The organism is Actinokineospora sp. NPDC051303 (genome assembly GCF_055586285.1).
Genome location: NZ_JBVJIN010000055.1, coordinates 1 through 22,808, shown reverse-complemented (window position 1 = coordinate 22,808; position 22,808 = coordinate 1). Strand labels below are relative to the sequence as shown.

Genomic DNA, 22,808 nt, shown 5'->3' with positions numbered 1-22,808 from the left:
CGCCTACCGGGTGGGCCGTGAAGATCCGGTGCCCGTTGTCACCCCATCCGCTGCGTCGGACCCCACCGGTGGCTGTGCGTGATCTTGGGTCAGGGTTTCCTTGGCGGGCAGCCACACCATCGCCGCGACGACGGTGAGACCACCGGTGACCAGGAAAGCCATGCCGAACGAGAGCTTGTCGGCGAGCACACCCGCGGCGATCGGACCCAGGATCGCGCCGACGTCGGCGACCATCTGGTAGGTCGCCAGCACCGGTCCGCCGCGCGAGTTCGCTCCGATGACGTCGGCGACCGCGGCCTGCTGCGGCGGTGTGAACATGCCCGTGCCCAGGCCCGCCACCGCGGTCATGACCAGGAATGTCGTGACCGACTCGGTGTATCCGACGCCGACCGTCGCCCCCGCCGACACCAGAAGTCCGGCCAGCACCAGCGGTTTGCGTCCCCAGCGGTCCGAGAGCCGCCCGGACACCAGCAGCATCACCACGTTGCCCGCGGCGAACACGGCCAGCGCCGTGCCCGCGAAGGCGTCTTCGCGACGCAGGACCTCGGTGACGAACAGCGGCACCAACGACACTCGGACGCCGAAGACCGCCCACCCGTTGGCGAAGTTGGACACAAGAGCCGCCCGGTAGCCGCTTACGCGTATGGCGGCGCTTAGCGGGAAGACAGGGAGCTTGTTCTCGCCTACCGGCGTGATCAGTGTGGAGCGCCGCAGGAACCACCAGACGATCACCACCGCCACCACCAGGGAGACGGCGTAGACCAGGAACGGCGCCCGCAGCGAGATCGCGATCAGACCGCCGCCCACGAGCGGGCCGGTCACGTTGCCGAGGAGGAAACTGGTGCCCCACAGACCGGATGCCCGTCCGCGCAACGGCGCGGGGGTCAGGTGGATCAGCAGCGCCAGGCCGGACACGGTGAACATCGTCGACCCGGTGCCCGCCAGCCCCCGTAGCGCGACGAGGTGCCAGTACGCGCCAGCGAACGCGCAGGCGCCAGTGGTCACCGCGACGATCAGCAGTCCGGCGAGGTAAACCCGGCGTTCACCGAGTCGGGTGACGAGCCTGCCGCTGACCGGTGCGAACAGCAGTCGGGCCATCGCGAACGCGCTCACCACGATGGACGCCGCGGTGACGCTGACGTCGAAGCTCCTGGCGAAGCTGGGCAGGGCGGGCGCGACCAGGCCGAACCCGACGGCGATCACGAAGTTCGCAGCGACCAGCACCCACACCTCCCGCGGCAGAGTGTCCTGTCGCTGCACAGCGGTGACCACGCGCGTCCTCCCCCAGAATGTTTAGCGTCGCGAACCATACGGACGCCTGAGCCAGATCAGGTATTCCGTGACACGACGAGGCGACGGGGGTACTTCGCACTCGTCACTCACCGAAAGAAGGAACGCCCATGTCGGAACCGCTTGAGGCCGTCGAGGTCATCCCGCTCCTGGTCAAGCTCGCCGAAGCGGAGCGGGAGGCGCGGGAACTGACGGCCGACGAGGCGCACCGCGAGGGACAGGCGGCAGGTCTGGAGTTGGCCCAGCGCATCGTTCGCGAGCTGGCTGGGCTACCCGTGGAGGCTGACTCCGGCCGCGTCTGACAACCCAGGGAGGGCCGGGTGGCCTGCGCCACCCGGCCCTCTTCCCGCAGGTCAGCCGATATCGCGGCGACGAAAGGCGACGAATCCGGCGCCGACGCCGACTACCGCGACCGCGGTAAGCCACACCAGTGGTGTCCAGGTGAACACCGCGCCCGGCAGCTTCGGCACGTGCGCGAACGGCGAGACGTCGAGAATCACCTGGCTGAGCCCGACGAGCGGCCCGAACAAGGCGATCACCAGCACCGTGCCGACCACTGCCCACGACGCGGGCGTCGCCACCCGGGGCAGCAGCCCGAATAGCAGGGTCGCGGTGGCGGCGACAACCCACACGGCGGGCAGTTGGGCGAGGGCGCCGCCGAGCGCGTGTCCGACCTGAGTGGCCAGGTCGCCCGCCCGCAGCCCGTGGGCGGCTCCGGCGGCCACCCCGGCGCCGGTCAGGAGCACCAGCGGGCCGAGAAGCGCGAAGACCAGGTGACTACCGAGCCAGCCAGAGCGGCTTACCCCCGTCGCGAGTACCGGTTCTGTGCGCGCGGCGGTCTCTTCTGTCCGCATACGGAGAGCCGCCTGCACCGAGTACACCGCCACGACCATGCCGAAGAGCCCGGCTATCGCGGCCAGGTAAGCGTCGACAAGCCCTTGGGCGCCGCCCATCTTCGCGAAGACCTCCCGGACCTGGTCGCTGTTGCCGATCAGGGCCGTGATGCCGTTGGCGATCGAGCCGAACACGGCGCCGACGACGACCAGGCCGATCGTCCAGCCGATGAGCGCGCCGCGCTGCAGCCGCCACGCCAGCCCCAACGGGCCCGCCAGAGACGGTGGGGCGTCCGCCTGCCCCAGTCGGGCGGGAAACAGGCCCGCGCCCAGGTCGCGCAGTGGAACGAGCCGGTAAGCGAGCGTGCCGACCGCGATCGCGACGAGCACGGCCATCGGGAACACCCACCACTTCTCGGCCACGAACGGCTTCGCCAGTTGAGCCCACGCGAGCGGCGAGAGCCAGGACACCCAGTTCGCCGACGGTGTCGAGTCGCCGATGGCGCGCAGGAGGAACGCCACGCCCAGCGCTCCGGTCGCCAGGCCGTTGGCCGAGCGCGAGTACTCGGTGAGCTGCGCGGCCACGCCCGCGATCGCGGTGAACACCAGGCCCGCGCCCGCGACGCCGAGTCCGAGGCTGGCCGAGCCAGCCGCGGGCAGTCCCGCGCCGATCATGCCCAGTGCGGCGACCAGTCCAATCACGACACTCGTCCCCGCCGCGACTGTCACGCCCGCGGTAAGAGCCGCGAACCGGCCCACTACCGCGGAGCCGAGTAGTTCCAGTCTTCCGCTGTCCTCTTCCGCACGGGTGTGCCTGGTGACGGTGAAGATCGCCATAAGAGCCACGAAGAGCGCCAGGAAAGACCCATACCGCCACGCGGTGAACCCGCCCGCTGTGCTCAGGTCGTACGCGGGGCCGTAGATCACCGCGACGGAAGGGTTGCTTCCCGTGCCCGCGGTAAGCGCCGCCCGGTCAGCGGCGGTCGGGTAGAGCTGTTCGTACGCCGACACCGTGCTGGCCGGGATCAGGCCAAGCAGGACGATCCAGATCGGCAGGATCACCCGGTCGCGGCGAAGCGCCAGCCGGACAAGTGCCCCAGTGCCCGCCAACCCGCTCACGCTGCCACCTCACAAGTTCGATGGCTTTCCTCGCGGGCGCACTGTGCCGATGATTCGCTCGCCAGCTCGCTCATGCGGCCACCTCACAGGTTCGGTGGCCTCGCACGCCCACGCACTGTATCGATTGTTCGCTCGCAGGCTCGCTCATCGCGCCACCGCGGATTCGTCCTGGTAGTGCCGCAAGAACAGCTCCTCCAGGGTCGGCGGCTGGCTGGTCAGCGAGCGCACGCCGGACGAGCTGAGCGCGCGCAGGGCCCCGTCGAGCTCCCGGGTGTCGACGTCGAACCGGACCCGGTTCCCCTCAACCCGCAGGTCGTGGACGCCGGGCAGGGTGGCGATGCCGTTGGGCGGCCCAGCCAGGTCGGCGGTGATGCTGGTCCTGGTCAGGTGGCGCAGTTCCGCCAGGGTGCCGGTCTCCACTGTGCGCCCCGCACGGATGATGCTCACGCGGTCGCACAGCGTCTCCACCTCGGCCAAGATGTGGCTGGATAGCAGCACCGTGCGTCCTCTGTCGCGCTCTTCCGCGACGCACTCTTGGAACACCGATTCCATCAGCGGGTCGAGGCCGGAGGTCGGCTCGTCGAGGATGAGCAGGTCGACGTCGGCGGCGAGCGCGGCGACGAGAGCGACCTTCTGCCGGTTGCCCTTGGAGTAGGTGCGGCCCTTCTTACGCGGATCCAGGTCGAACCGTTCCAGCAGCTCCGCCCGGCGCTTCTTGTTCAGACCGCCGCGCAGTCTGCCGAGGAGGTCGATTACTTCGCCGCCGGAAAGCGTGGGCCACAGGGAGACGTCGCCGGGCACGTAGGCCAGGCGTCGGTGCAGGGCGGTCGCGTCGCGCCATGGGTCGCCGCCGAGCAGGGTGGCCGTGCCGGAGTCGGCGCGCAGCAACCCGAGCAGCACCCGGATGGTGGTGGATTTGCCCGCCCCGTTGGGGCCGAGGAAGCCGTGCACCTCCCCGGCCCGCACCGTCAGGTCGAGACCGTCGAGCGCGCGGGTCTGGCCGAAGGTCTTGACCAGGCCGGACACCGAGATAGCCGTTGTCATGGCTCGCAACGTACTCTCTTTTCAGAACTTTATGAATGTTCTGAACACGCTAATCTTGGGTGACTTCGAGAGGGTGAGCACGTGTCCGACGCAGACCGAGAAGACGCCGTGGCCCGGTTCGTGGAGCGGTTCGCGCTGCTCATGGCCGAGGCGGGCATGGCGAGGATGCCCGCCCGGGTGTTCACCCGGCTCCTGGCGACCGACTCGGGCAGGCTTACCGCGACTGAGCTTGCTGACGCGTTGCGGGTAAGTCCGGCGGCGATCTCCGGCGCGGTGCGCTACCTCGACCAGGTCGGCCTGGTCGTCAAAGGCCGCGAGCCGGGCCAGCGACGCGACCACTACGCGGTGTCCGACGACACCTGGATCGAGGCGATCACCAACCGGGACAAGCTGCTGGAGACCTGGGCGAGCGTCATGGCCGAAGGCGTCGAGGTGCTCGGCGCCGACACGCCCGCCGGAAAACGCTTGGCGGAAACCCGCCGCTTCTTCGACTTTCTGAAGAAGGAGATGGCCCTGCTGATGGACAAGTGGCGCGCCCAAGAGGCGGCTCACTGACGTGCGCGCGACTCTTACCGCCTGCCTCTTACTCCCGGTTCTCCTTGTCCAAGGTTTGCGCGCGCGCAAGACGATCCCCCGTCTACCCGGGGCGGCCGGGCCGACGCGCGGCGCAGTCGGCTCCGGCGACCCGCTCCGGCTGGCCGTGCTCGGCGAGTCGACGGCGGCGGGCGTCGGCGCCCGGACCCACGAGGCCGGACTCGCGGGGCGGCTGGCCGTCGAGGTCGCCGAGCGCACCGGCCGCGCCGTCGAGTGGCAGGTGTCGAGCCGCATCGGGATCAACGCCCGCGACACCCGCGCGGACCTGGTGGCCGCGCTCGACCCAGCGGACGTGGTGGTCGTCGTCCTCGGCGTCAACGACGTGCTCGAATGCCGCTCCGCCGCCCGCTGGACCCGCGACCTGCTGCGGCTGCTCATCGACCTGCGGGCGGCGCACCGCCGGATCGTCCTCGCGGGCGTCCCGCCGATGGGCGCCTTTCCCGCGCTGCCCCGTCCACTGCGGACAGTGCTCGGGCTGCGCGCCGCCGAACTCGACGCCGCGGCACGTCGCGTCGCCGATGCCGTGCCAGGGGCTTCCCACGAGCCGATGCCCGTGGTTCTGCTTGACGGCGACCTCTTCTGCGAAGACCGCTTTCACCCCTCCGAAGAGGGGTACCGGAGATGGGCGCGGCACCTCGCCCCCGCGGTCACCGCTCCGCCGCGCGCACCAGCTTTCCGCTCAGGGTCTGAATGAGGGACCGCACGCCCGCGCGTACCGCCGGACCGGTACCCGGGATCCACTCGACAAAGCTGCACCGCCAGACGAGGTCGGTCCCACCGCCGTCCCGCGGGATCAGCCTGACCTCGCCCCGGTAGTTCTTCACCGGGGCTGGGGTGCGCAGCTCGTAGGCGTGCCTGCGGTCCTGCTCGTACTCGACCGTCTCTTCGCGGATGAGGAACGGCTTGCGCCCAAGCTTGCGAACCGATCCGACTCCCCCGGGAGCCGGATCGCCCTCCCGCTCGACGAAGGCGTGCGCCACGACCGGCCGCGCCCACTGCGCCCACCGCCGCGCGTCCGCGACCAAGGCGAACAGCTCCGGCGCGTCGGCGCTGCTGCTCGCGGTGACTTCGACGGCGAATGTGCGCTGGCGCTCGACCATGGGCGACCTCCCGAATGGGGCTGTGGATAACTCGGCCCCGGCATCCTCGCACCGGCGTAGCCTCGAAGTCTCGGGCACCGGCGATCGGATTGGGGAAGTGATGACCACAGGGGACGGCGGCGTGCTCGCGCTCGCCGACGAACTGCTGGCCGCGCAGTTGGCGGCCGAGCCGTTGGGCGCGACGCTCCTCGGCGTGCCCGGGTACGACGACAAACTGGCCGATCCGTCGGAGTCCGCCGAGCAGGCGCTGCGCGCGCACGCGCTGGACATCGTGGCGCGGGCCGACGCGTTCGTCGGCGCGCACGACGGCGATCCGGTGACGGCCAAGGTCGTGGCCCAGCAGGCGCGCGCGATGATCGACCGGATCGACGCGCGCATGATCGAGTACACGATCACCGACATCTTCGTCGGCCCGGCCGCGTCCCTGCTGACGTTCCTGCCGATGGTCGCGCTGCCGGACGTCGAGCGGGCCCAGTCCTACCTGACCAGGCTGCGGGCCGTGCCCGAGCACCTCGACGGCGTCGCCGAGCGGCACCGCGCTGGCGTCGCCGCGGGCCGGACACCGGTGCGCAAACTGGTGGACGCCGCGGTGGCGCACCTCGACCGGTACCTCACCTCGCCCGTGGCGGCCGACCCGCTGCTCGCGCAGAAACTCGTCGGCGAGGACAACGGATTCGCCGCCGAACGTGAACGAGTGGTCGCCGACATCGTCCGGCCCGCGTTCGCCCGGTACCGCGCCGCGCTCGCCGACGAGATCGCCCCGCACGGCCGCGCGGACGACCAACCCGGCCTGTGCGCGATCCCCGGTGGGGACGCCGCGTACGCGGCCCTGTCCCGGGTGCACACCACGACCGACCTGACGCCGGAAGAACTGCACCAGACCGGGCTCGACCTGATCGCCGCACTGCGCGAGGAGTACGCGGAACTGGGCGCGCGCGTGTTCGGCACCCAGGACCAGACCGAGATCTTCCAACGCCTGATCAGCGACCCCGACCTGCGCTGGCGCGACGGCGACGAGTTGATCGAGCACGCCCGCGCGGCCATCGAGCGCGCCGAGGCCGCCGCCCCCGCCTGGTTCGGCCGACTGCCGGGGCAGCGTTGCCAGGTGGAGCCGGTGCCCGCGGCCGAAGCCCCGGGCGCGCCCGCCGCCTACTACATGCCGCCCTCGCTCGACGGCCTCCGCCCCGGCGTCTACTACGCCAACACCGACCGCGCGCACGAACGGGACCGGTTCCTCGCCGAGGTCACCGCGTTCCACGAAGCCGTGCCGGGGCACCACTTCCAGCTCACCCTTGCCATGGAACTCACCGAACTGCCCCTGCTGCGCAGGCTCGCCGACGTCAACGCCTACGTCGAGGGCTGGGGGCTCTACACCGAGCGCCTCGCCGAGGAGATGGGCCTGTACTCCGACGACGTGGCCCGCTTCGGCATGCTCGCCATGGACTCCATGCGCGCGGGACGGCTCGTTGTCGACACGGGCCTGCACGCTAAGGGCTGGAGCCGCGAGCAGGCCGTGGCCTATCTGCGGGAGAACACCCCGCTGTCGGTGCTGGAGATCGGCAACGAGGTCGACCGCTATATCGCCTACCCCGGGCAGGCGCTGTCCTACATGGTCGGCAGGCTGGAGATCCAGCGCATCCGGGCCGCCGCCCAGGACCGTCTCGGCGACCGCTTCGACATCCGGGCCTTCCACGACCTCGTCCTCGGCGGCGGCCCGCTGCCCCTGACCGTGCTGGACGAGGTGGTGGCCGCTTGGGCGAACTGACCAGCGCTTGGCAGAACTGACAACGACCACGCCCGGGGCCCGGAGGCTTGTCTGGGTCGCGTTGATCGGGATCGCTGGGTCGCGTGGCGGGGACTGGCTGTACCGCCCGGGAGGGCGCGAACGGTCCGACACGTGATCGGATGATCTTGGGGTGAGGGAGGGCTTCCCGGGTTCGGTGCGGATCGCGACGTCTACACCGAGCCGACAGAGGCCCTCGTGTCCCGCCGTAACGCCCCCGCTGCCCGAGACCGGCGGGCTGCACCTGGCTCGGTGTGTCGTGGAGGACCGATGGCCGCTGCGGCCGGGCGGCCTTTCCAGGTCTCGGTGTCCACGGCCCGGCGGTGGGCCGACCGCTACCGTGACCAGGACAAGGCTGGCATGGTTGACCGGTCCTCACGGCCCCGGACCAGTCCGCGCCGGACACCGACCCGCACCGAGCGGCGGATCGTGAAGGTGCGGGTGCCGCGCCGTTGGGGGCTGGCCTGCGTCGCGAGCCTGTTGCTCAGCGAAGGGGCCCGCGTCGAGGCATACCGGTCCGAGACCGAGCGCCGCGAAGGGCTGTCGCGGTGGCCGCACACCTACAACCACCACCGCGGCCACACCGCACTCAACGGCCCACCACTCGCGCTCCCAACCTCATGGGGCAGTACACCTAGCGGAGGTGGGCGCCTGCCAGCAGAGCCTCGATGGTGGCCGCCGCCGCGGGCGGCGGGGTGGGCGGGCCGCCGGAGACATCGGCGGTGACGACCAGCAAGGCGATGCCGCGCGGCTTCTCGGCGGTGGCGTCGTCCAGATCGATGGCGACGATGGAGATCCGCGCGGCGGTCGCCTGGCACGCCGGGTCGGTGGGGTTCGCGGTGACCTGGGCGGTGGCTGTCACGGCCCGCTTGCCAACGATCCCAGTGGGACTGGTTACCGGTCGCTCGACTGTCGCTTGTGGAGAGAACTTCTCGCCGAAGGACGTGGCGAAGGTGGTGGCGGTTCTCTCCGGGGTGATGGTCCGGTCGGCGGGGTTCTGGACGGCGGCGCTGACGACCAGCGCGCGGGTGTGGCTCCTGCCGCCGCAGTCGTAGGGGGCGTAGCTGGCGGCTCCGGTGAACTCGACGCCGAGGACGTCCACAGTGGTCGGGGCTCGCGTCCACTCGGCCGGGATCTGGTAGGTCAGGCGGGCGGCGGGATTGTCGACCGTCCTCAGTCGCCCATTCGTGGACAGTGGCGGCATGGTCGGCGGGGGCGGGGACGACGGTGGGCGGGACGCGCTGGGGATCGGGACGGCTACCGGAGTGGGGCCTTTTCCACGATTGAGGAACACGATAGTGAACACTGTGCCGACAATGACGGCTATCGCGATCACACTGAGCAAGGCGGGAAGCCGGGACGGCCGTTCTGCCCTGCCCTGTTCGGCTGCCGCGCCGCAATAACGCCAGTCGTCGGGCCCGTTCTTGCCCTGCCAGTCCGCCACCCGGAACGATAGCCCGGATCTCCCGGTCGTCTTTCCGGGTGACCAGTGGTCTTTCCGGGTGACAGACCTCTCGGGCGTTCGCACTAATAGGTGAACGATTCACAGTGCAACGGTATGCGGCGGAACCCCCACGGAAGTCCCCATTTTCGGGGTTAGTAGAGTCCGCCCACGCTGGACAGTTCGATCAGCTCATTCGGGGATGAGTTGATCGTTTTCCGCCCGGCGGGCGGCGGATCTGCTGATGAATCCGCGCCGCGTCCAAGTCTTGGGGATCGACGTTCGGATCGCAGAAGGAGAATCATGGGCAGTCGTTGGAAGCTCGGGCGCGTAGGCGCCACCCTCGCCGCGGCGGCGGTGTTGGCGTCGGTGGCCGCGCTGCCCGCCGCCGCTGAGGAAGCGGCGCGCGGCAGGTTGCAGCACGAGAAGACCGAGGGCTTCGGCGTCCGCTTCGAGAACAAGCAAGAAGTCCTGCAGGCGTCGCTGCTGCACCTCAAGCTCACCGACGGCAAGATGCTCAAGGTGTACTGCGTCGAGATCAACGTCGACGCCAGCCACGACCAGGACATGGTCGAGGTTCCCTGGGACGCTTACCCGGACGACCGGTCGCCGTTCAACGCCAACCGCGACAAGATCAATTGGATTTTGCACAACGGGTTCCCCAACAAGTCGATCGAGGAGCTCAACGGGCTCGACCTGAACTGGGGCGAGGCTGGCCTGGAGACGGAAGAGGCCATCACCGCCACCCAGGCCGCGATCTGGCACTTCAGCGACGGTTACAACATCAACCGCAGCACGCCCGTCGCGCGCGGTGAGAACGTCGAGACCGGCCAGGAAAACCGCGACGCCGACCAGGACGTCCTAGCCCTCTACGACTACCTGATCTCGGACGCCAACAAGGGCATCGGCGAGCAGACCGCGGGCGACCTGAAGATCAGCCCCGAGAAGCAGACCGGCGAGGCGGGCAAGCTCGTCGGCCCGTACCAGGTCACCACCAACGGCGAGATCACCGAGCTGCGGACCGACCTCCCCGAGGGCGTTGTGCTCACCGACGCCGAGGGCAACGAGATCCAGGCCGAGGACATCGAGAACGGCAGCGAGGTCTACGTCAAGGTCCCGGCCGACGCCGCCGCGGGCGAGGGCTCGTTCGGCCTCACCGCGGACTCCCCGCGCATCGAGATCGGCCGCCTGTTCGTCGGCGATGACTACGCCAACAACAAGGCGCAGTCGCTGATCGTCGCCGACTCCGAGACCGTGAAGCTGACCGCGCAGGGCCAGGCCGAGTGGCAGCCCGCCAAGACCGTCGCGCCGACCAAGACCGCGATCGCCCCGGCGAGCACCCCCGCCGCGGTGGCTCCCGCCGCGTCCGCCGCGGTCGCCCCGGCCGCCCAGGCCTCGACCGGCGACCTGCCGGACACCGGCGCGTCGATCCTGCTGCCCGGCCTGATCGGCCTGGTGCTCCTCGCCGGTGGCGCGGGCACCCTGCTCTACCTGCGGCGTCGCCGCTCGGCCTGACCTGAGCCGACAGATCCCCCTTCCGGCGGCGCCGGGAGGGGGATCTGCCTTTTCCGGGCTTGAGCCGGACCGGACGATGGGGATTACCGTCGTCGCCGTGAGCACCAGGGACGAGGTCGCCGCGCCGCACTGGCTGCGGCAACTGCTGCGGCAGAAGCCGGTCCCGATCCCGTGGAAACGGGTGGTCAGGGCGCCGATCGCGATCGCGGGGCCGATCGCGGTGGGGATGGCGGCGGGTCGCATCGACCTCGGTGTCCTGGTGTCGATCGGCGCGCTGTGCGTGACGTTCGCCGACTCCGACGGTCCATACCGGTACCGCGCACAGCGGACCGGCGGGGCGGCGGTCGCGGGAGCGGTTGGCTACCTCTGCGGGAACCTGGTCGGCGAGCACGGGGTGCTGGCCGCGTTGGTTCTCGTCCTGGTCGCCGGGGTGTCGGCGTTGGTGAGCGCGGCGGGCAGCAACGCATCGATGGCCGGGTTGCAGCTGCTGGTGTTCGCCGTGCTCGGGTCCGGTCAGGTCGCCGACCCGTGGCTGGCGTGGGTGTGCTTCGTCGTCGGGGCGGCGTTCGCGTGGGTGCTGTCGTCGGCGGCGTGGCCGGTGCGGGGCGCGGCGCTGGAGCGGGCGGCGGTGGCCGCGGTGTACGACCAGATCGCGGTCATGCTCGCCGCGTCCGGGACGTCAGCCGCGAGAGCCGCCAGACGCGACCTCACAGCCGCGCTCAACGCCGCTTACGACGCCCTGCTGGACGCGCGGTCACGGCTCGCGGGGCGCGATCGGTCTTACCGCAGACTGTTCGTGCTGCTTACCGAGACCACACCGGTCATAGAGGCGGCCGTGGCACTGGTCAACGCTCGGCGGAAAGCGCCGCAAGAGTTCGTTGACTACCTCGAAGACGCCGCCGACCGGATCAGGGCGCGGGCGCCGCTGCCCGAGCCGCCGAACCCACCCGCCGATGCCCGCGCCCTCGCGCTCCTGCACTCCGGCCTCCGCGCGGTCGCCGAGTTCCGGCGGGGTGAGCGGGACGTCGACGCCCGCCCCGCCGGGGAGCGCATGTCCGTGCGCGACCGGCTAAGAGGGTGGCGGGACACCTTCGGCGGCCGGACGTGGCCGCTCGCTCTGCGGCTCATGCTCTGCGTCGGCCTCGCGGTCGCCGCAGGCCGCCTGCTGCCGTTGGAGCACTCGTTCTGGGTGGCCCTGACGGTCGCGATCGTGCTCAAGCCCGACTTCGGCTCGGTGTTCGGCCGGGCCGTGCTGCGCGGGCTGGGCACCGCGGCCGGGGTGCTGCTCGGCGCGGGCGTGCTCGCCGTCGACCCGCCCGGTTGGGGGCTGGTCCTGCTGGTCACCTGCGCCGCGGCGGCGCTGCCGGTCGGGCAGGTGCGCAACTACGGCATGTTCAGCACGTTCGTGACACCGCTGGTGATCGTGCAGCTCGACCTGGCCGACGCGGGCGACTGGAACCTGGTGACCGCGCGGCTGCTCGACACCGCGCTGGGGTGCGCCATCGTGCTCGTCTTCGGCTACCTGCTCTGGCCGGGCGGCAGGCGGCCCCGCGTCGGCGAAGACCTGGCCGACGCGCTCGACGTCATCGCCGAGTACCTGGAGCACGCCCTTTCCGGGCGATCCGAGGAACGGTCGTCCTTGCGCAGACAGGCCTACCGGGCGCTGTCGGACCTGCGGACCGCGTTCCAGCAGTCCTTGGTCGAGCCCTCCCCGGCAGGCCGCCAAGCCGCCGCGTGGTGGCCGGTGATCGTCGGCTTGGAACGGTTGACCGACGCGATCACCGGGGTGGCGGTAGCCATAGAACGCGGTGCGCCACGGGTCGAGACGCACGACGTCAAGGTTCTTGCTGCCGCTGTCCGCGAGGCGGCAAAAGCGGTAAGAGGCGAGCGTGCGCCCAAGCGCGGCACGCTGCCCGAAGACGAGCGGCTGGAGCGGGTCGTCGCCGAGTTGGTCGCGGTGCACGGCGTGCTGCGCGGCCCTGACCTGGGCGAACGGCGTCGCAGGCGGCGGGGGCGGGCGCGTGGCCGCGCGGGCTGAGTTAGGTTGGCCTCCGCGACGTTTAGGCATTGGGAACGGCGGCGCCGGTTGGGTACCCTTCGACGGGGTCCTCGCCCGGGCCTGTCAGAGTGCGAAGGAGCAGCCATGGGCATCGACTTCAACGAGCTGAAGAACAAGGCCGAGGGGCTGCTTGAGCAGCACGGGGACAAGATCGAGGCGGGCGTCGAGAAGGCGGGCGAGCTCGCCAAGGACAAGTTCGGCCACGACGCGCAGGTCGACAAGGTAGTCGACAAGATCCAGGACCTCATTCCCGGCGAGCACGGCGACCCCCAGGGCACCCAGGCGTGAGTTCCGCCGCCGTGCGCAAACCCACCGTCGTCACCTGGCAGGGCACGGAGCCGGTCACCCTGGAGTCGGTCCGGCTGCTGGTCGCCGACACCCGGCTGCGCGCCTCCGGGCGGCTCATCGCCGCGGCGAACAGCGGCACCGGGGCCGAGCCGTTCAGCGCGTCCTTCGAGGCCTCGGTCGACAAGGGCGAAGTGGCGGGCAGGCTGCTGCTGCGCACCACGACGGCGGAGCAGGAGCGGCAGATCTCGCTGAGCCGCACCGAGGACGGCGTCTGGCTGGTCGACTACGGCCACACCTCCGAGCGCGACGAGTTCGACGGCTCGGTCACCGTCGACGTGGCGGGCGCGGTCACCTTCAACACGCTGCCGATCCGCCGTCTGGGCTTGCACCGCACCCCGGGCGAGTTCGAGATCCCGGTCGTGTTCGTCTCGATGCCCGATCTCAAGGTCACCTTGGTGCGGCAGACCTACCGGACGGTCTCCATAGACGAGCGGCACTCGGTCATCGCCTTCACCCAGGGCGAGTTCAGCGCCGATCTGACGGTGGACGCGGACGGCATCGTGGTGGACTACCCGGGCGTGGCGCGCCGCGTCTAGGCACCGATCAGCAGCGGCGCGTAGGCGACGGCGAACGCGGTGCCCGGGTCTACACCGATCACCTTCACCTCGACGGTGTGCCTGCCCGCCGCGAGTCCGTTGGTCGCAAGAGCCAGCCGCCACGTGCCGCCGACACCCGGCCCGTCCACGACGGTCGGGATGCCCGCGACGCGCTGTCCATCGATGCGGATCTCGACGCCCGCCATGCCCGCGAGCCTGCCGTTCTGGCGTTGGCCTGCCAGACCGTCGGCGCTCACCGCCAGCACGACCCGGCCGCGGGGAACGTCGTTGCCCGCCGCGATGGGCTTGCCCGCGACGTCGAAGAAGGCCGCGCTGGGCCGGGCCAGTGCGGGTTTGACTCGGGGAAGCGGCGTCTCGATACCGGTGCCCGCGGCGGGCGACACCGCGCCCTCGGGAGCCGTCAGCTCTAGCGACGCGCTGACAACCCTGGTCGCGCCCGCCTCTCGGAGCACTGGTCCGCGCACGCGTACCGGCAGCGTCTTACCGTCAGACCCCAACACCAACGCCTCCGGCGGCAGGTCCGCCACGATCGGATAGCGCACACCTCGGGTGAACGGCTGGCCCGCCACCGCGGGCCGGGCCGGGTACTCCCGGCCACCCGCCTCGACCGTGAACGCGTCCAGCCCGGACGCCTGCGGGACCAGCGTGACCCGAAGCTGCCCGCCGGTCGCGCCCGCCACCCGCGTGCCCGCGCCGGACGTCGCCAGCGGGGTGTCCGGAGCGGCGACCACCCGGTCCGCGTCGATCCTCGGCGGCACGACCAGCACCGGCTGGGCAGTGGGCGCGCCGACGAAGCCGACCAGGTCGACGCCCGCGTGCAGTCCGCCGCCGCCGCCGACGAACCCGAGCAGCGTCGTCGCCTCCCGCCAGGCAGGCGTCACGTCGCCCCCGCCCACCGGCACGCCATCGCGCAGCACGCGCACACCGTCGGTGCGGAAAACGACCTCCCACCGCACGGAGAAGCCGATCTCCGCGCGTGGGACGGGCCGGACCGCGGCCGGGTAACCCAGCCGGGGCGTTCCCGGGGCCACCAGCACCTGCACCGACGCGTCTCGCCCGACGACGCGCACCCGCACGGACCCCGGCGGCAGCGACGGGTCGTCTTGCGCGAACCCCGGCTTACCGGGCGACGGTGAGCCGCTGGGAGAGCCGTCGATCAGGTCCGCGGGACCGGGCACGAAGTCCAGCGACAACTCCCCGTCGTGACCGGGATGGTCGGTCGAGACCACGACCCGACCGAGTTCGCCGTCCATCGGCGTCGCCCGCAGCCGCAGCGGGGCCCGCGAACGCAGGGCGACCGGCTCGGCGGCGCACTGTCCGCTGACGACCAGCCGGTCGCCGTCCTCGGCCGAGCCGCGGGTGGCGCGGGCGCAGTCGGTGGTGCTGGAAAACCGCCAGCCGACCGGATCGGGCACCACGCGGGAGACGAACCGGTCCTGGAACGACCACGGCAGGTCGTCCGGTGTCGGCGCCGGGACGGCGGTGACGGTCGCGGGCGCCGAGCGTTGGCCGTAAGAGTCGACTGACCGGATCTCGACGTTGTAGGGCGTGTTGTCCGCCAGCGCGTTCACCTGCGCCGCGGGCTCGGCCACGAGCCGGACGTGCTCCATGGTCTCGGAGCGGCCCCACTTGACCTCGTATCCCGCCACGGCGACACCCCCGGCTGGCGGCGCCCAGCGCAGTCCCAGCCGTTGCGCGCCGGGCAGCGCGGCAACCCGCTCGGGCGGCGCGGGCTTGGCGCCGGGACCGGGGATGACCACGTCCTCGCCCGCGTACTCGCGGACGGCCGTCTGCGGCGGCGGCGCGGGCCGGGGCGCGTGCTCGCCGGGCTCATCGGGGGTGCGCAGCACGACGATCGCCCCGCCGAGCGCCACCAGCCCCGCCGCGGTCGTCGCGATCCGGCGGAACCGGTGTGGCCGGGTGGGCGCCTGTTGGGGGACAGGGCGATCCACCGGATCAACGTAAGACGGATGAGACGCCCGTCACAGTGTTGTTGCCGACCCGAGACGTTGTTGCCGACCCGAGACCTCAGTCCGGCAGGACGGGCAGCGTCGCGACCGCGAGGTCGCCGTCGAAGCCCACGATCCGGCCACCCTGCGCGCCGATGAGTCGCAGCTCCTCCAGCGGGTCGCCCGCGGTGAGGTCGATCATCGCCTGCGCTTGACCGGCCGCCCGGTAAGCGTCGAGGGCGGCTCGGCCCGCGTGCCCGGTCCGGATCGTCGCGCTCAGCGCGCCGGTGGACGCCAGCGCCCCCCGGGCGGCGCCGAGCTTGCCCAGCGCGTCGTCCACGGCCTCCAGCAGAGCGGCCCGGTTTCCCTCGCACATGGCAAGCACCAGTTCCGGCCTGCTCGACGCGACCCTTGTGCCGTCGGTGAACGATCCGGCGGCCAACGACAGCGCCAACGGTCCGCCGTCAGCGCCGCACGCGGCCAAGACGGCGGCCAGCACGTGCGGCAGGTGCGAGATCCGGGCCACCGCGGCGTCGTGCTCCTGCGTGGTGGTGGGCACGACGCCCGCGCCGCAGTCGATCGCCAGTTCGGCCACCTCCCGCCAGGCGTCCAGCCCGGTGTCCTCGTCCGCGGTCACCACCCACGCGGCCCCGGTGAACAGCGTGGCCTCGCTTGCCGCCCACCCGGAAGCGGACTTACCGGCCATCGGGTGGCCGCCCGCGAACCGCGTCTCCGGCGCGAACCGGGCCACCCCTTCGGCCACCGGACCCTTCACACTCACCACGTCGGTAAGCAGGCAGCGCGGCGCGAGGTCGCCGATCTTGCGCAGCACGCCGTCGACCGAGGGCAGCGGCACCGCGATCACGACCACCGCGTCCTCCTTGCGGGCGCGCCGGAGGGCCTTGTCGAGGTCGAGCACGTCGAACCCGGCCGCGGTGACGGCGTCGGCGTCGGCGGTGGTCGCGCCCCACACCGTCCGGCCCGCCGCGGCGGACGCCCGCAGCACCGAACCCCCGATAAGCCCCAAGCCGATAACGCAAACCGCTCGCATGACGGCAGATAATGCCCTATCGATCACCCGATCAGCGCAGCGCGTCGAGGGCGAACGCGGCGTACGCGCTCACCCCGTGCGCCATCGCGGACTCGTCGAAGAGGACCCGGTTCGAGTGGTTGGGCGCCGCGTCCGCGGGCCTCATCCCGGGCGGGCACGCGCCGAGGAACGCCAGCGTGCCGGGCACCTGCCGCAGTACGTAAGAGAAGTCCTCCGCGCCCATGAGCGGGTTGGGCATGACCAGTGAGTGCTTCGCGCCGAGGACCGCGGCGGCGAGGTCTTGGACGCGGGCGGCGACGTCGGGGTCGTTGACCGTGACCGGGTAGCCCGGCTCCGGGATGAACTCGGCTGAGCAGCCGTGGGCGGCGGCGACGTGCTCGCACACCTTCGGCAGCTCGGCGAGCATCGTGGCGCGGGACGACTCCGACAGCGACCGCAGCGTGCCCTGCAACTCCGCGCTTTCCGGGATGACATTGGACGTGGTGCCCGCCGCTATCCGGGCGACGGTGACCACGGTCGGCTCGAACACGCTGATCCGGCGCGTGAGCACGGTCTGCACCGCGCCGACCATCGCCGCCGCGGCGGGCACCGGGTCGACGGCGTCGGCAGGCGTCGAGGCGTGCCCGCCCCGGCCGGTCACCCGCACGGTGAACGCGTCGGCGCTGGCCATGATCGGCCCGGGCCTGCACCGGATCATGCCGGTGGTCTCCTTGGAGGTGATGTGCAAGGCGAACGCGCTCTCCACCGGCTTACCGGCCGCCTCTAGGACGCCTTCATCGAGCATGTGCTTGGCGCCGTGGTAGCCCTCTTCGCCCGGTTGGAACATGAACACCACCGAGCCCGCGAGGTCTTCGCGCCTACCGGCGAGCAGTCTGGCGGCCGAGGCCAGCATCGCGACATGCGTGTCATGCCCGCAGGCGTGCATCGAGCCCGGGACCTCGGACGCGTAGGGCAGACCGGTGTCCTCTTGCAGCGGGAGCGCGTCCATGTCGCCGCGCAGCAGCACTGTCGGCCCCGGCCGGGCGCCCGTCAGCACCGCCACGACCGACCCGACAGCCGTCCCGGTGCGCACGCTCAGCCCGAGCCCGTCGAGCGCGCGGAGCACGGCGGCCTGCGTGTTCGGCACGGCGAGGCCCTGTTCCGGCTGCCGGTGCAGGCGCCTGCGCAGCGCGACCGTGCGGGGCTGGAGGGCCCGAGCGGCTTCGGTGAGACCGCTGAATCGGGGATCGCCCGAGAGCGCGGACGGGGCCGGAACGTGGGGCGTCATCTCTCGATGGTGTCATCGCCGACCGCTTCGGGGGACTGCTTCTTCCGGGTGACCCCCTGGCGGCATACGGTATGTGCATGTCGGAGCAGGAGCCGGTACCGGGCTTCGGAGTTGCGGTCGTCCGCGAGGACGGCAAATGGCGGTGCGATCCGATGGACAGCTCCGCGCTGCGGGAGCTCGACGCGGCGATCACCGAGCTGCGCAAGATCCGGTCCACCGGCGCGGTGTTCGGGTTGCTGGCCATCGATGACGAGTTCTTCCTGCTGCTGCGGCCGAGTCCGGGCGGGGTCTCGCTGCTGCTGTCCGACAGCGCGGCGGCCCTGGACTACGACATCGCGGCGGACGCGCTCGACCTGCTGCGGGTCGATCCGCCGGAGGACGACGACGAGGTGTGGCCGGAAGGCTCCCTCGACATCCTGGCCGATCTGGGGCTGCCCGCGCCCGAGATGCAGGTGATCATCGATGAGATCGACCTGTACCCGGACGAGCAGCTGCAGATGATCGCCCAGCGGCTCGGGTTCGAGGCCGAGTTCACCAAGCACCTCGACACCATCCTGCAATGATCAACTCCTCGGCGACGTGACCCGCGACGAAGACCTGGTCCGCGCCGCGCTCGCGGTGGCCCGCCGCGCCGAGGCGACCGGGGACATCCCGATCGGCGCGCTGGTCCTGGGGCCGGACGGCACGGAGTTGGCCGCCGCCTGCAACGCCCGCGAAGCGCTGGGCGACCCCACGGCGCACGCCGAGGTCTTGGCGCTGCGGGAGGCGGCTAAGAGGCACGGCGATGGCTGGCGTCTTACCGGCTGCACGTTGGTCGTGACTGTCGAGCCGTGCACCATGTGCGCGGGCGCGCTGGTCCTGGCCAGGGTCGACCGGGTCGTCTTCGGCGCCTGGGAGCCCAAGACCGGCGCGGCGGGCTCGCTGTGGGACGTGGTCCGCGACCGGCGGCTGACGCACCGCCCCGAAGTCGTCGGCGGCGTGCTGGAAGCCGAGTGCGCGGCCCTGCTGGCGGAGTTCTTCACCACCCATCGAATGTGATACCTGTCACATTCAGGTGGGTAGACTCGGGGCAGTGGACACCCCGCTCGTGAGGGATTGAGCCTCACGATGGGAGGAGTGCCCGATGAGTGTGTTCGACAAGGCCAAGGACAAGGCCGAGCAGATCGTCGGCCAGGCCAAGGAGAAGCTCGGTCAGCACACCGACAACCAAGACCTGGCGAACTCCGGCAAGGCCGACCAGCTTTCCGGCGAAGCCAAGGAGACCGGTCACGACCTCCGAGACAAGGCAGCGGGCGCGTTCCAAGACGCCAAGGACAAGCTTGACGGCAGGGGTTAAGCGAGTCCTCACGGGCCGCCGACGCGACCGGCCGGAGTGGCGGGGGGGGGGGGGGGGGGGGGGGGGGGGACGGCACCCCCCCCCCCCCCCCCCCCCCCCCCCCCCCCCCCGCTGCCCTTGCCGTGCCGAAAGCGGGGGGATTTAGCCCCAGCGGCTGGCGTTGGCGCTCTCGGTCTGCTCGTAGTTCTCACCGGACTGGCGGACCGCGGTGCCGATGGAGCCCAGAACCTGCTTGAGGTCCTCGTAGGCGGAATCCCACTCGCGCTGCTTGGCGTCCCACGCCTCGGCGGCCGCACCGGTGTAGCCGGCGCGCAGCGGGGCCAGGCGCGACTTGAGGTCGCCCAGCAGGGTCTCCAGCTGGGAGGAGGTGGAGGTGATCGACTGGGCGGCGTTGGCCACCTCAGCGAAATTGACCTTGATCATGTCGCCGGACATTGGGTTGCTCCCTGTGTGTGAAGGTCTGAATCAAGCGAAGAGAAAAGACTTGCGAACCGGAAGAGATCAGCCGCCGAGCACGTTGGTGATGTTGCTCAGCGAGGAGGACGCCTCTTCCTCCTGGCGGGCGTAGGCCTCGTTGCTGGCCTTGAGCTGCTCGGAGATACCCGCGAGGGCGTCGTGCAGCTTCGCGGCGTCGGCGTCGAAGCGCTCCATCAGCGTCGCGAAGGCGGTCGAGGCGGCGCCCTTCCAGTTGTCGCGGAGCGGTTCGAGGTTGCTGCGCAGCGAGCTCAGCGCGTTGCGGCCCTCTTCGTTGACGTTGTCGACGTCGACCGCGGCCTTGGCCATCTCTTCTGGCGTGATTCCGTAACCGGACATTGGGAGAACCCCCTAGTTAGTGGTTGGCGGTACGCGTTCTTCGTTCGTACGCCGCTTACGACGCAGACCCTGCCAGGTTTGGTTCCGCCTCGGTGCCGGTTGCGGGCAGGTAGTTGCTCCCGTTAACGCTCAACCGGGGAACCCGCAGGTCAGAGCCGGTTCAGCGGTTTCAAGACCGGCACGCGCGCTTCACAATGGCGAACCTGGTTCAGCCGCGGAACAGGATGCTGTGCTGGGAGAAGTCCTCGTCGTCATCGTCGGGGTCCACAGTGGTCCGCCGCGCAGACTTGGCGGGCTCATCCGGTTCGTCCGCAGGGAGTTCGTCTGCGGGGAACTCTTCAACGGGCAGGCCCTGGGAACGCCGCCACCGCGCTGCCGCCGCCCTGCGCTCGGCGTCGGTCGGCTCGCCGTCGCGCGCGTCGCCCGCGCGGACCTTGCCCGCCAGCTCCGCGGTCTCCCGCCGGAACCCCGCCGTCTGCTCACGGGCTTCCGCCGACGCGCGGCGGGCCCGAGTGACCGCCGCGGACAGCTCCGCCTTGAACCGGGCCACCGACTCGGCGAACCCCTGGTCGGATCCGGTCATCGCCACCTCCTGTGCCTCACACCGTGACGACCATCGAGCGCACCACCGTGTCGCACGCCCGCTGCACGCGGTCGCGGCCGTCCGGGGTGTGCTGGCACCCGACACTCACCTGGGCCACGCCCTGGAAGATCACGTACCAGTCGACGGTAGCGTCCTTGTCCGCCAACCGCTCCCGGTAGTACACGACATCCCGGCCCGCGAAGCTCCCGGAATCGGTGAACCCGGAGAACTCCTCGCCACCGGACTCAAAGTCGCGGCGCAGCTTGTCCACCGCGCGGGCGCGGTCGGTGTCGCTGTCGAAGCTGAGCCGCTTCTCCTCCACCAGCACCACGTCGTCGCCCTGCTCCGCGCCGGTCGGCTTGAGCTCGGTGCGGCGCAGGTTGGGGTTGCCGCCGGTCTGGCCCCACCCCTCGGGCAACGAGAACCGGTAGTCGTACTGCGCGATCACCCGCCCCGGGTCGGTCGGCTCCGCCCGGTTCAGCACGACGACGAGGGTGACCGCGACGGCAGCCGCGACGATCGCGACACCAGCGCCGACGAGCAGCGCTATCCGGCGGGCTCTGGCTGGTCGTGTGCCGGTGTCCGGCCTGCCTGGGGAGTGATCAGTCGACAAAGGACCGGAATGGTGGCCGAACGGCGACTGGGCGGCGGAACCGGGCCAGGGGGCGGGTTGGCCCGCAGTCGGATGGCGAGCCGTCGGATGGTGAGCGGTCGGGTGGTGAGCGGTCGGCAGCGGGGAGTGGGCCGCGAACCCGCCCACGCCGGGTGCTCCTGCTGCGCCGGTGTGGTCAGCCGCTCTGCTCGCCCCGGCGTGGCCGAGTGGGCGGCCTTGGGCTGGGTGATGGGGTGCCTGATTCAGCCCCGTGTGGGCGTTGCTCAGGACGCCCGTGTGGTCGGGTTCGACGGTGACCGCGCGGAGGGCGCCTCGGGCGACGACGGTTTCCGGTTGGTCGAGGGTCACCGGCACCACACCGGTCCGCTCGGCGACCAGGCGGGCCACCAGGGGGATGCGGCTGGAACCGCCGACCAGGAAGATGCCCGCGAGCTGGGTGGGGGTGAGCCCGGCCTCGCGGATGGTGGCGAGGGTGAGGTCGACGGTGCGGCCGATCACGTCGGCGATGAGGCGTTCCAGGTCGTCGCGGGTGAGGTGGGCGTCCGGGAACGGCGGCGGGAGGGGAACGTCGGTGTAGGTGTGCCGGGACAGGGTTTCCTTGGCTCCGCGAATGTCTTGGCGCAGCGCGCGCCTGCGTCTGCGGTTGGGGAGGTCGCGGCCTTCGACCAGGGCACGCCAGGCTTCCGGGTCGCCCGGGGCCACCATGGCGCCGACGTGCTCCATGAGCAGCTGGTCGATGTCGGCGCCGCCGAAGCTGGGGTCGCCTCTGGTGGCCAACACGGTGAACACCGGCCCCGGCTGGGTGCGCACGACACTGACGTCGACCGTGCCACCGCCGAGATCGAGCACGGCGAGAGTGCGGCCGTCCGCCCCGGGGAAACTCGCAGAGTGGAAGACAGCGGCGGCAACGGGTTCGGGCACCAGGGCGATCCTGGTCGCCAAGCCGGTGGCGGACTGGCGCAGAACCTGGGTGCGGGTGCCGCCCCAGTCGGCCGGGTGCGTCAAGACAAGCTGGTCGACGCGGGCTCCGGCTGCCACTCGCCTCGCTTCGGCCACCGCCCGGTCGAGGACCTTGCGGAACACCGACGCGACCGGGAGGACGGTGTCGCCGAGCAGGAGTTCGGACTCATCGATCCGGCGCTTGGGGTGCGGTTCATAGCGGGCTGGGTCGAGAGCCGCTTGACGGTCGGCTTCCTGACCGACGAAGACTGTTCCGTCTGGGGCCGCGTAGATCGCGGAGGAGAGCAGGGGATGTCCGTCCACGACGACGACTTGCGGCTCTCGGTTGTCGACGGAGAGGGCGATGCACGTGCTTGACGTGCCGAAGTCGACCGCCACTCGCAGTGTCATCGGCCTTGCCCCTGTTCGCTGGCCTCGGTTCTGTGGTCACTCTACGTGTTGTGGGGTGGCTGGCTCTCGTGGGTTGCTCGATGGGGTGGAGTGGTTTCTTTGGGGCCCCTACGAAGGAAGATCCCGTCGTGGGAAAGACGGGTGGGGAGCCTTCGGCCCCACG

The 22,808-nt window shown here is 71.1% G+C and carries 23 protein-coding genes and 1 pseudogene; 12 read left to right on the top strand and 12 right to left on the bottom strand.

Annotated features, from left to right (window positions below; translation table 11 throughout):
• Positions 1-3: 3 nt before the first annotated feature.
• Positions 4-1,272, bottom strand: coding sequence for an MFS transporter (locus tag ACZ6SD_RS27990; protein ID WP_465319993.1), 1,269 nt, complete (start codon positions 1,270-1,272; stop codon positions 4-6).
• 128 nt (positions 1,273-1,400) lie between these two features.
• On the opposite strand from ACZ6SD_RS27990, the gene ACZ6SD_RS27985 reads away from it, so the two are divergent.
• Positions 1,401-1,592, top strand: coding sequence for a hypothetical protein (locus tag ACZ6SD_RS27985; protein ID WP_465319992.1), 192 nt, complete (start codon positions 1,401-1,403; stop codon positions 1,590-1,592).
• 51 nt (positions 1,593-1,643) lie between these two features.
• Here ACZ6SD_RS27985 and ACZ6SD_RS27980 read toward each other — a convergent pair whose 3' ends face one another.
• Complete coding sequence (locus ACZ6SD_RS27980; RefSeq protein WP_465319991.1) at positions 1,644-3,242, bottom strand: ABC transporter permease; 1,599 nt, start codon at positions 3,240-3,242, stop codon at positions 1,644-1,646.
• 144 nt (positions 3,243-3,386) lie between these two features.
• A complete protein-coding gene (locus tag ACZ6SD_RS27975) occupies positions 3,387-4,286 on the bottom strand; it encodes an ABC transporter ATP-binding protein (protein ID WP_465319990.1) in 900 nt (299 codons plus the stop codon).
• A gap of 81 nt (positions 4,287-4,367) precedes the next feature.
• Here ACZ6SD_RS27975 and ACZ6SD_RS27970 point away from each other — a divergent pair, with 81 nt between their 5' ends.
• Together ACZ6SD_RS27970 and ACZ6SD_RS27965 are read left to right on the top strand one after the other, a co-directional pair.
• Complete coding sequence (locus ACZ6SD_RS27970) at positions 4,368-4,841, top strand: GbsR/MarR family transcriptional regulator (protein ID WP_465319989.1); 474 nt, start codon at positions 4,368-4,370, stop codon at positions 4,839-4,841.
• A 1-nt stretch (position 4,842) separates the two neighbouring features.
• Positions 4,843-5,574 carry an SGNH/GDSL hydrolase family protein gene (locus ACZ6SD_RS27965; protein ID WP_465319988.1) on the top strand — a complete coding sequence of 244 codons (732 nt, stop codon included), beginning with the start codon at positions 4,843-4,845 and terminating at the stop codon, positions 5,572-5,574.
• Here the strand turns inward: ACZ6SD_RS27965 and ACZ6SD_RS27960 are convergent.
• On the bottom strand, positions 5,528-5,980 hold the full coding sequence (locus tag ACZ6SD_RS27960; RefSeq protein ID WP_465319987.1) for an SRPBCC family protein: 453 nt from the start codon (positions 5,978-5,980) through the stop codon (positions 5,528-5,530). The two genes, ACZ6SD_RS27965 and ACZ6SD_RS27960, sit on opposite strands and share 47 nt — an antisense overlap.
• Positions 5,981-6,080: 100 nt before the next feature.
• Here ACZ6SD_RS27960 and ACZ6SD_RS27955 point away from each other — a divergent pair, with 100 nt between their 5' ends.
• Both ACZ6SD_RS27955 and ACZ6SD_RS27950 read left to right on the top strand, forming a co-directional pair.
• On the top strand, positions 6,081-7,745 hold the full coding sequence (locus ACZ6SD_RS27955; RefSeq protein WP_465319986.1) for a DUF885 domain-containing protein: 1,665 nt from the start codon (positions 6,081-6,083) through the stop codon (positions 7,743-7,745).
• Between the two features lie 216 nt (positions 7,746-7,961).
• A pseudogene (locus tag ACZ6SD_RS27950) lies at positions 7,962-8,246 on the top strand (leucine zipper domain-containing protein); the annotation flags it as partial.
• Between the two features lie 151 nt (positions 8,247-8,397).
• Here the strand turns inward: ACZ6SD_RS27950 and ACZ6SD_RS27945 are convergent.
• On the bottom strand, positions 8,398-9,207 hold the full coding sequence (locus ACZ6SD_RS27945) for a DUF8017 domain-containing protein (protein WP_465319985.1): 810 nt from the start codon (positions 9,205-9,207) through the stop codon (positions 8,398-8,400).
• A gap of 300 nt (positions 9,208-9,507) precedes the next feature.
• Here ACZ6SD_RS27945 and ACZ6SD_RS27940 point away from each other — a divergent pair, with 300 nt between their 5' ends.
• The 4 genes from ACZ6SD_RS27940 (at position 9,508) to ACZ6SD_RS27925 (ending at position 13,662) form a co-directional block, all read left to right on the top strand.
• On the top strand, positions 9,508-10,719 hold the full coding sequence (locus ACZ6SD_RS27940) for a thioester domain-containing protein (RefSeq protein ID WP_465319984.1): 1,212 nt from the start codon (positions 9,508-9,510) through the stop codon (positions 10,717-10,719).
• Between the two features lie 97 nt (positions 10,720-10,816).
• Complete coding sequence (locus tag ACZ6SD_RS27935) at positions 10,817-12,757, top strand: FUSC family protein (RefSeq protein ID WP_465319983.1); 1,941 nt, start codon at positions 10,817-10,819, stop codon at positions 12,755-12,757.
• 105 nt (positions 12,758-12,862) lie between these two features.
• On the top strand, positions 12,863-13,066 hold the full coding sequence (locus ACZ6SD_RS27930) for an antitoxin (protein WP_465319982.1): 204 nt from the start codon (positions 12,863-12,865) through the stop codon (positions 13,064-13,066).
• A complete protein-coding gene (locus ACZ6SD_RS27925; protein ID WP_465319981.1) occupies positions 13,063-13,662 on the top strand; it encodes a putative glycolipid-binding domain-containing protein in 600 nt (199 codons plus the stop codon). The genes ACZ6SD_RS27930 and ACZ6SD_RS27925 overlap by 4 nt, the downstream gene beginning before the upstream one ends.
• On the opposite strand, the gene ACZ6SD_RS27920 is transcribed toward ACZ6SD_RS27925, so the two are convergent.
• The 3 genes from ACZ6SD_RS27920 to ACZ6SD_RS27910 all read right to left on the bottom strand — a co-directional run bounded on the left by ACZ6SD_RS27920 (position 13,659) and on the right by ACZ6SD_RS27910 (position 17,950).
• Positions 13,659-15,635 carry a fibronectin type III domain-containing protein gene (locus tag ACZ6SD_RS27920; protein ID WP_465319980.1) on the bottom strand — a complete coding sequence of 659 codons (1,977 nt, stop codon included), beginning with the start codon at positions 15,633-15,635 and terminating at the stop codon, positions 13,659-13,661. The two genes, ACZ6SD_RS27925 and ACZ6SD_RS27920, sit on opposite strands and share 4 nt — an antisense overlap.
• A 76-nt stretch (positions 15,636-15,711) precedes the next feature.
• A complete protein-coding gene (locus ACZ6SD_RS27915) occupies positions 15,712-16,683 on the bottom strand; it encodes a prephenate dehydrogenase (RefSeq protein WP_465319979.1) in 972 nt (323 codons plus the stop codon).
• Positions 16,684-16,714: 31 nt separating this feature from the next.
• Positions 16,715-17,950 (bottom strand): M20 metallopeptidase family protein, encoded by a 1,236-nt coding sequence (locus ACZ6SD_RS27910; RefSeq protein ID WP_465319978.1) that lies wholly within the window; start codon positions 17,948-17,950, stop codon positions 16,715-16,717.
• Between the two features lie 77 nt (positions 17,951-18,027).
• Here ACZ6SD_RS27910 and ACZ6SD_RS27905 point away from each other — a divergent pair, with 77 nt between their 5' ends.
• From ACZ6SD_RS27905 to ACZ6SD_RS27895, 3 genes are all read left to right on the top strand, one after another.
• Positions 18,028-18,513 (top strand): tRNA adenosine deaminase-associated protein, encoded by a 486-nt coding sequence (locus tag ACZ6SD_RS27905; RefSeq protein ID WP_091450033.1) that lies wholly within the window; start codon positions 18,028-18,030, stop codon positions 18,511-18,513.
• Positions 18,514-18,529: 16 nt separating this feature from the next.
• On the top strand, positions 18,530-18,988 hold the full coding sequence (locus ACZ6SD_RS27900; RefSeq protein WP_465319977.1) for a nucleoside deaminase: 459 nt from the start codon (positions 18,530-18,532) through the stop codon (positions 18,986-18,988).
• A gap of 85 nt (positions 18,989-19,073) precedes the next feature.
• On the top strand, positions 19,074-19,286 hold the full coding sequence (locus tag ACZ6SD_RS27895) for a CsbD family protein (protein WP_465319976.1): 213 nt from the start codon (positions 19,074-19,076) through the stop codon (positions 19,284-19,286).
• A gap of 141 nt (positions 19,287-19,427) precedes the next feature.
• Here ACZ6SD_RS27895 and ACZ6SD_RS27890 read toward each other — a convergent pair whose 3' ends face one another.
• The 4 genes from ACZ6SD_RS27890 to ACZ6SD_RS27875 form a co-directional block, all read right to left on the bottom strand.
• Complete coding sequence (locus ACZ6SD_RS27890) at positions 19,428-19,721, bottom strand: WXG100 family type VII secretion target (RefSeq protein WP_091454208.1); 294 nt, start codon at positions 19,719-19,721, stop codon at positions 19,428-19,430.
• 66 nt (positions 19,722-19,787) lie between these two features.
• Positions 19,788-20,099 carry a WXG100 family type VII secretion target gene (locus ACZ6SD_RS27885; RefSeq protein ID WP_465319975.1) on the bottom strand — a complete coding sequence of 104 codons (312 nt, stop codon included), beginning with the start codon at positions 20,097-20,099 and terminating at the stop codon, positions 19,788-19,790.
• Between the two features lie 208 nt (positions 20,100-20,307).
• Positions 20,308-20,682 carry a hypothetical protein gene (locus tag ACZ6SD_RS27880; protein WP_465319974.1) on the bottom strand — a complete coding sequence of 125 codons (375 nt, stop codon included), beginning with the start codon at positions 20,680-20,682 and terminating at the stop codon, positions 20,308-20,310.
• Between the two features lie 16 nt (positions 20,683-20,698).
• Positions 20,699-22,645 carry a type VII secretion-associated protein gene (locus tag ACZ6SD_RS27875; RefSeq protein WP_465319973.1) on the bottom strand — a complete coding sequence of 649 codons (1,947 nt, stop codon included), beginning with the start codon at positions 22,643-22,645 and terminating at the stop codon, positions 20,699-20,701.
• Positions 22,646-22,808 lie beyond the last annotated feature (163 nt).

Excerpts from the sequence above, each read along its gene's own strand:
- ACZ6SD_RS27885 (WP_465319975.1), bottom strand. The coding sequence starts at position 20,099 with ATGTCCGGTTACGGAATCACGCCAGAAGAGATGGCCAAGGCCGCGGTC.
- ACZ6SD_RS27910 (WP_465319978.1), bottom strand. The coding sequence starts at position 17,950 with ATGACGCCCCACGTTCCGGCCCCGTCCGCGCTCTCGGGCGATCCCCGA.
- ACZ6SD_RS27930 (WP_465319982.1), top strand. The coding sequence starts at position 12,863 with ATGGGCATCGACTTCAACGAGCTGAAGAACAAGGCCGAGGGGCTGCTT.
- ACZ6SD_RS27875 (WP_465319973.1), bottom strand. The coding sequence starts at position 22,645 with ATGACACTGCGAGTGGCGGTCGACTTCGGCACGTCAAGCACGTGCATC.
- ACZ6SD_RS27895 (WP_465319976.1), top strand. The coding sequence starts at position 19,074 with ATGAGTGTGTTCGACAAGGCCAAGGACAAGGCCGAGCAGATCGTCGGC.
- ACZ6SD_RS27940 (WP_465319984.1), top strand. The coding sequence starts at position 9,508 with ATGGGCAGTCGTTGGAAGCTCGGGCGCGTAGGCGCCACCCTCGCCGCG.
- ACZ6SD_RS27960 (WP_465319987.1), bottom strand. The coding sequence starts at position 5,980 with ATGGTCGAGCGCCAGCGCACATTCGCCGTCGAAGTCACCGCGAGCAGC.
- ACZ6SD_RS27915 (WP_465319979.1), bottom strand. The coding sequence starts at position 16,683 with ATGCGAGCGGTTTGCGTTATCGGCTTGGGGCTTATCGGGGGTTCGGTG.
- ACZ6SD_RS27955 (WP_465319986.1), top strand. The coding sequence starts at position 6,081 with ATGACCACAGGGGACGGCGGCGTGCTCGCGCTCGCCGACGAACTGCTG.
- ACZ6SD_RS27880 (WP_465319974.1), bottom strand. The coding sequence starts at position 20,682 with ATGACCGGATCCGACCAGGGGTTCGCCGAGTCGGTGGCCCGGTTCAAG.
- ACZ6SD_RS27905 (WP_091450033.1), top strand. The coding sequence starts at position 18,028 with ATGTCGGAGCAGGAGCCGGTACCGGGCTTCGGAGTTGCGGTCGTCCGC.
- ACZ6SD_RS27985 (WP_465319992.1), top strand. The coding sequence starts at position 1,401 with ATGTCGGAACCGCTTGAGGCCGTCGAGGTCATCCCGCTCCTGGTCAAG.
- ACZ6SD_RS27890 (WP_091454208.1), bottom strand. The coding sequence starts at position 19,721 with ATGTCCGGCGACATGATCAAGGTCAATTTCGCTGAGGTGGCCAACGCC.
- ACZ6SD_RS27975 (WP_465319990.1), bottom strand. The coding sequence starts at position 4,286 with ATGACAACGGCTATCTCGGTGTCCGGCCTGGTCAAGACCTTCGGCCAG.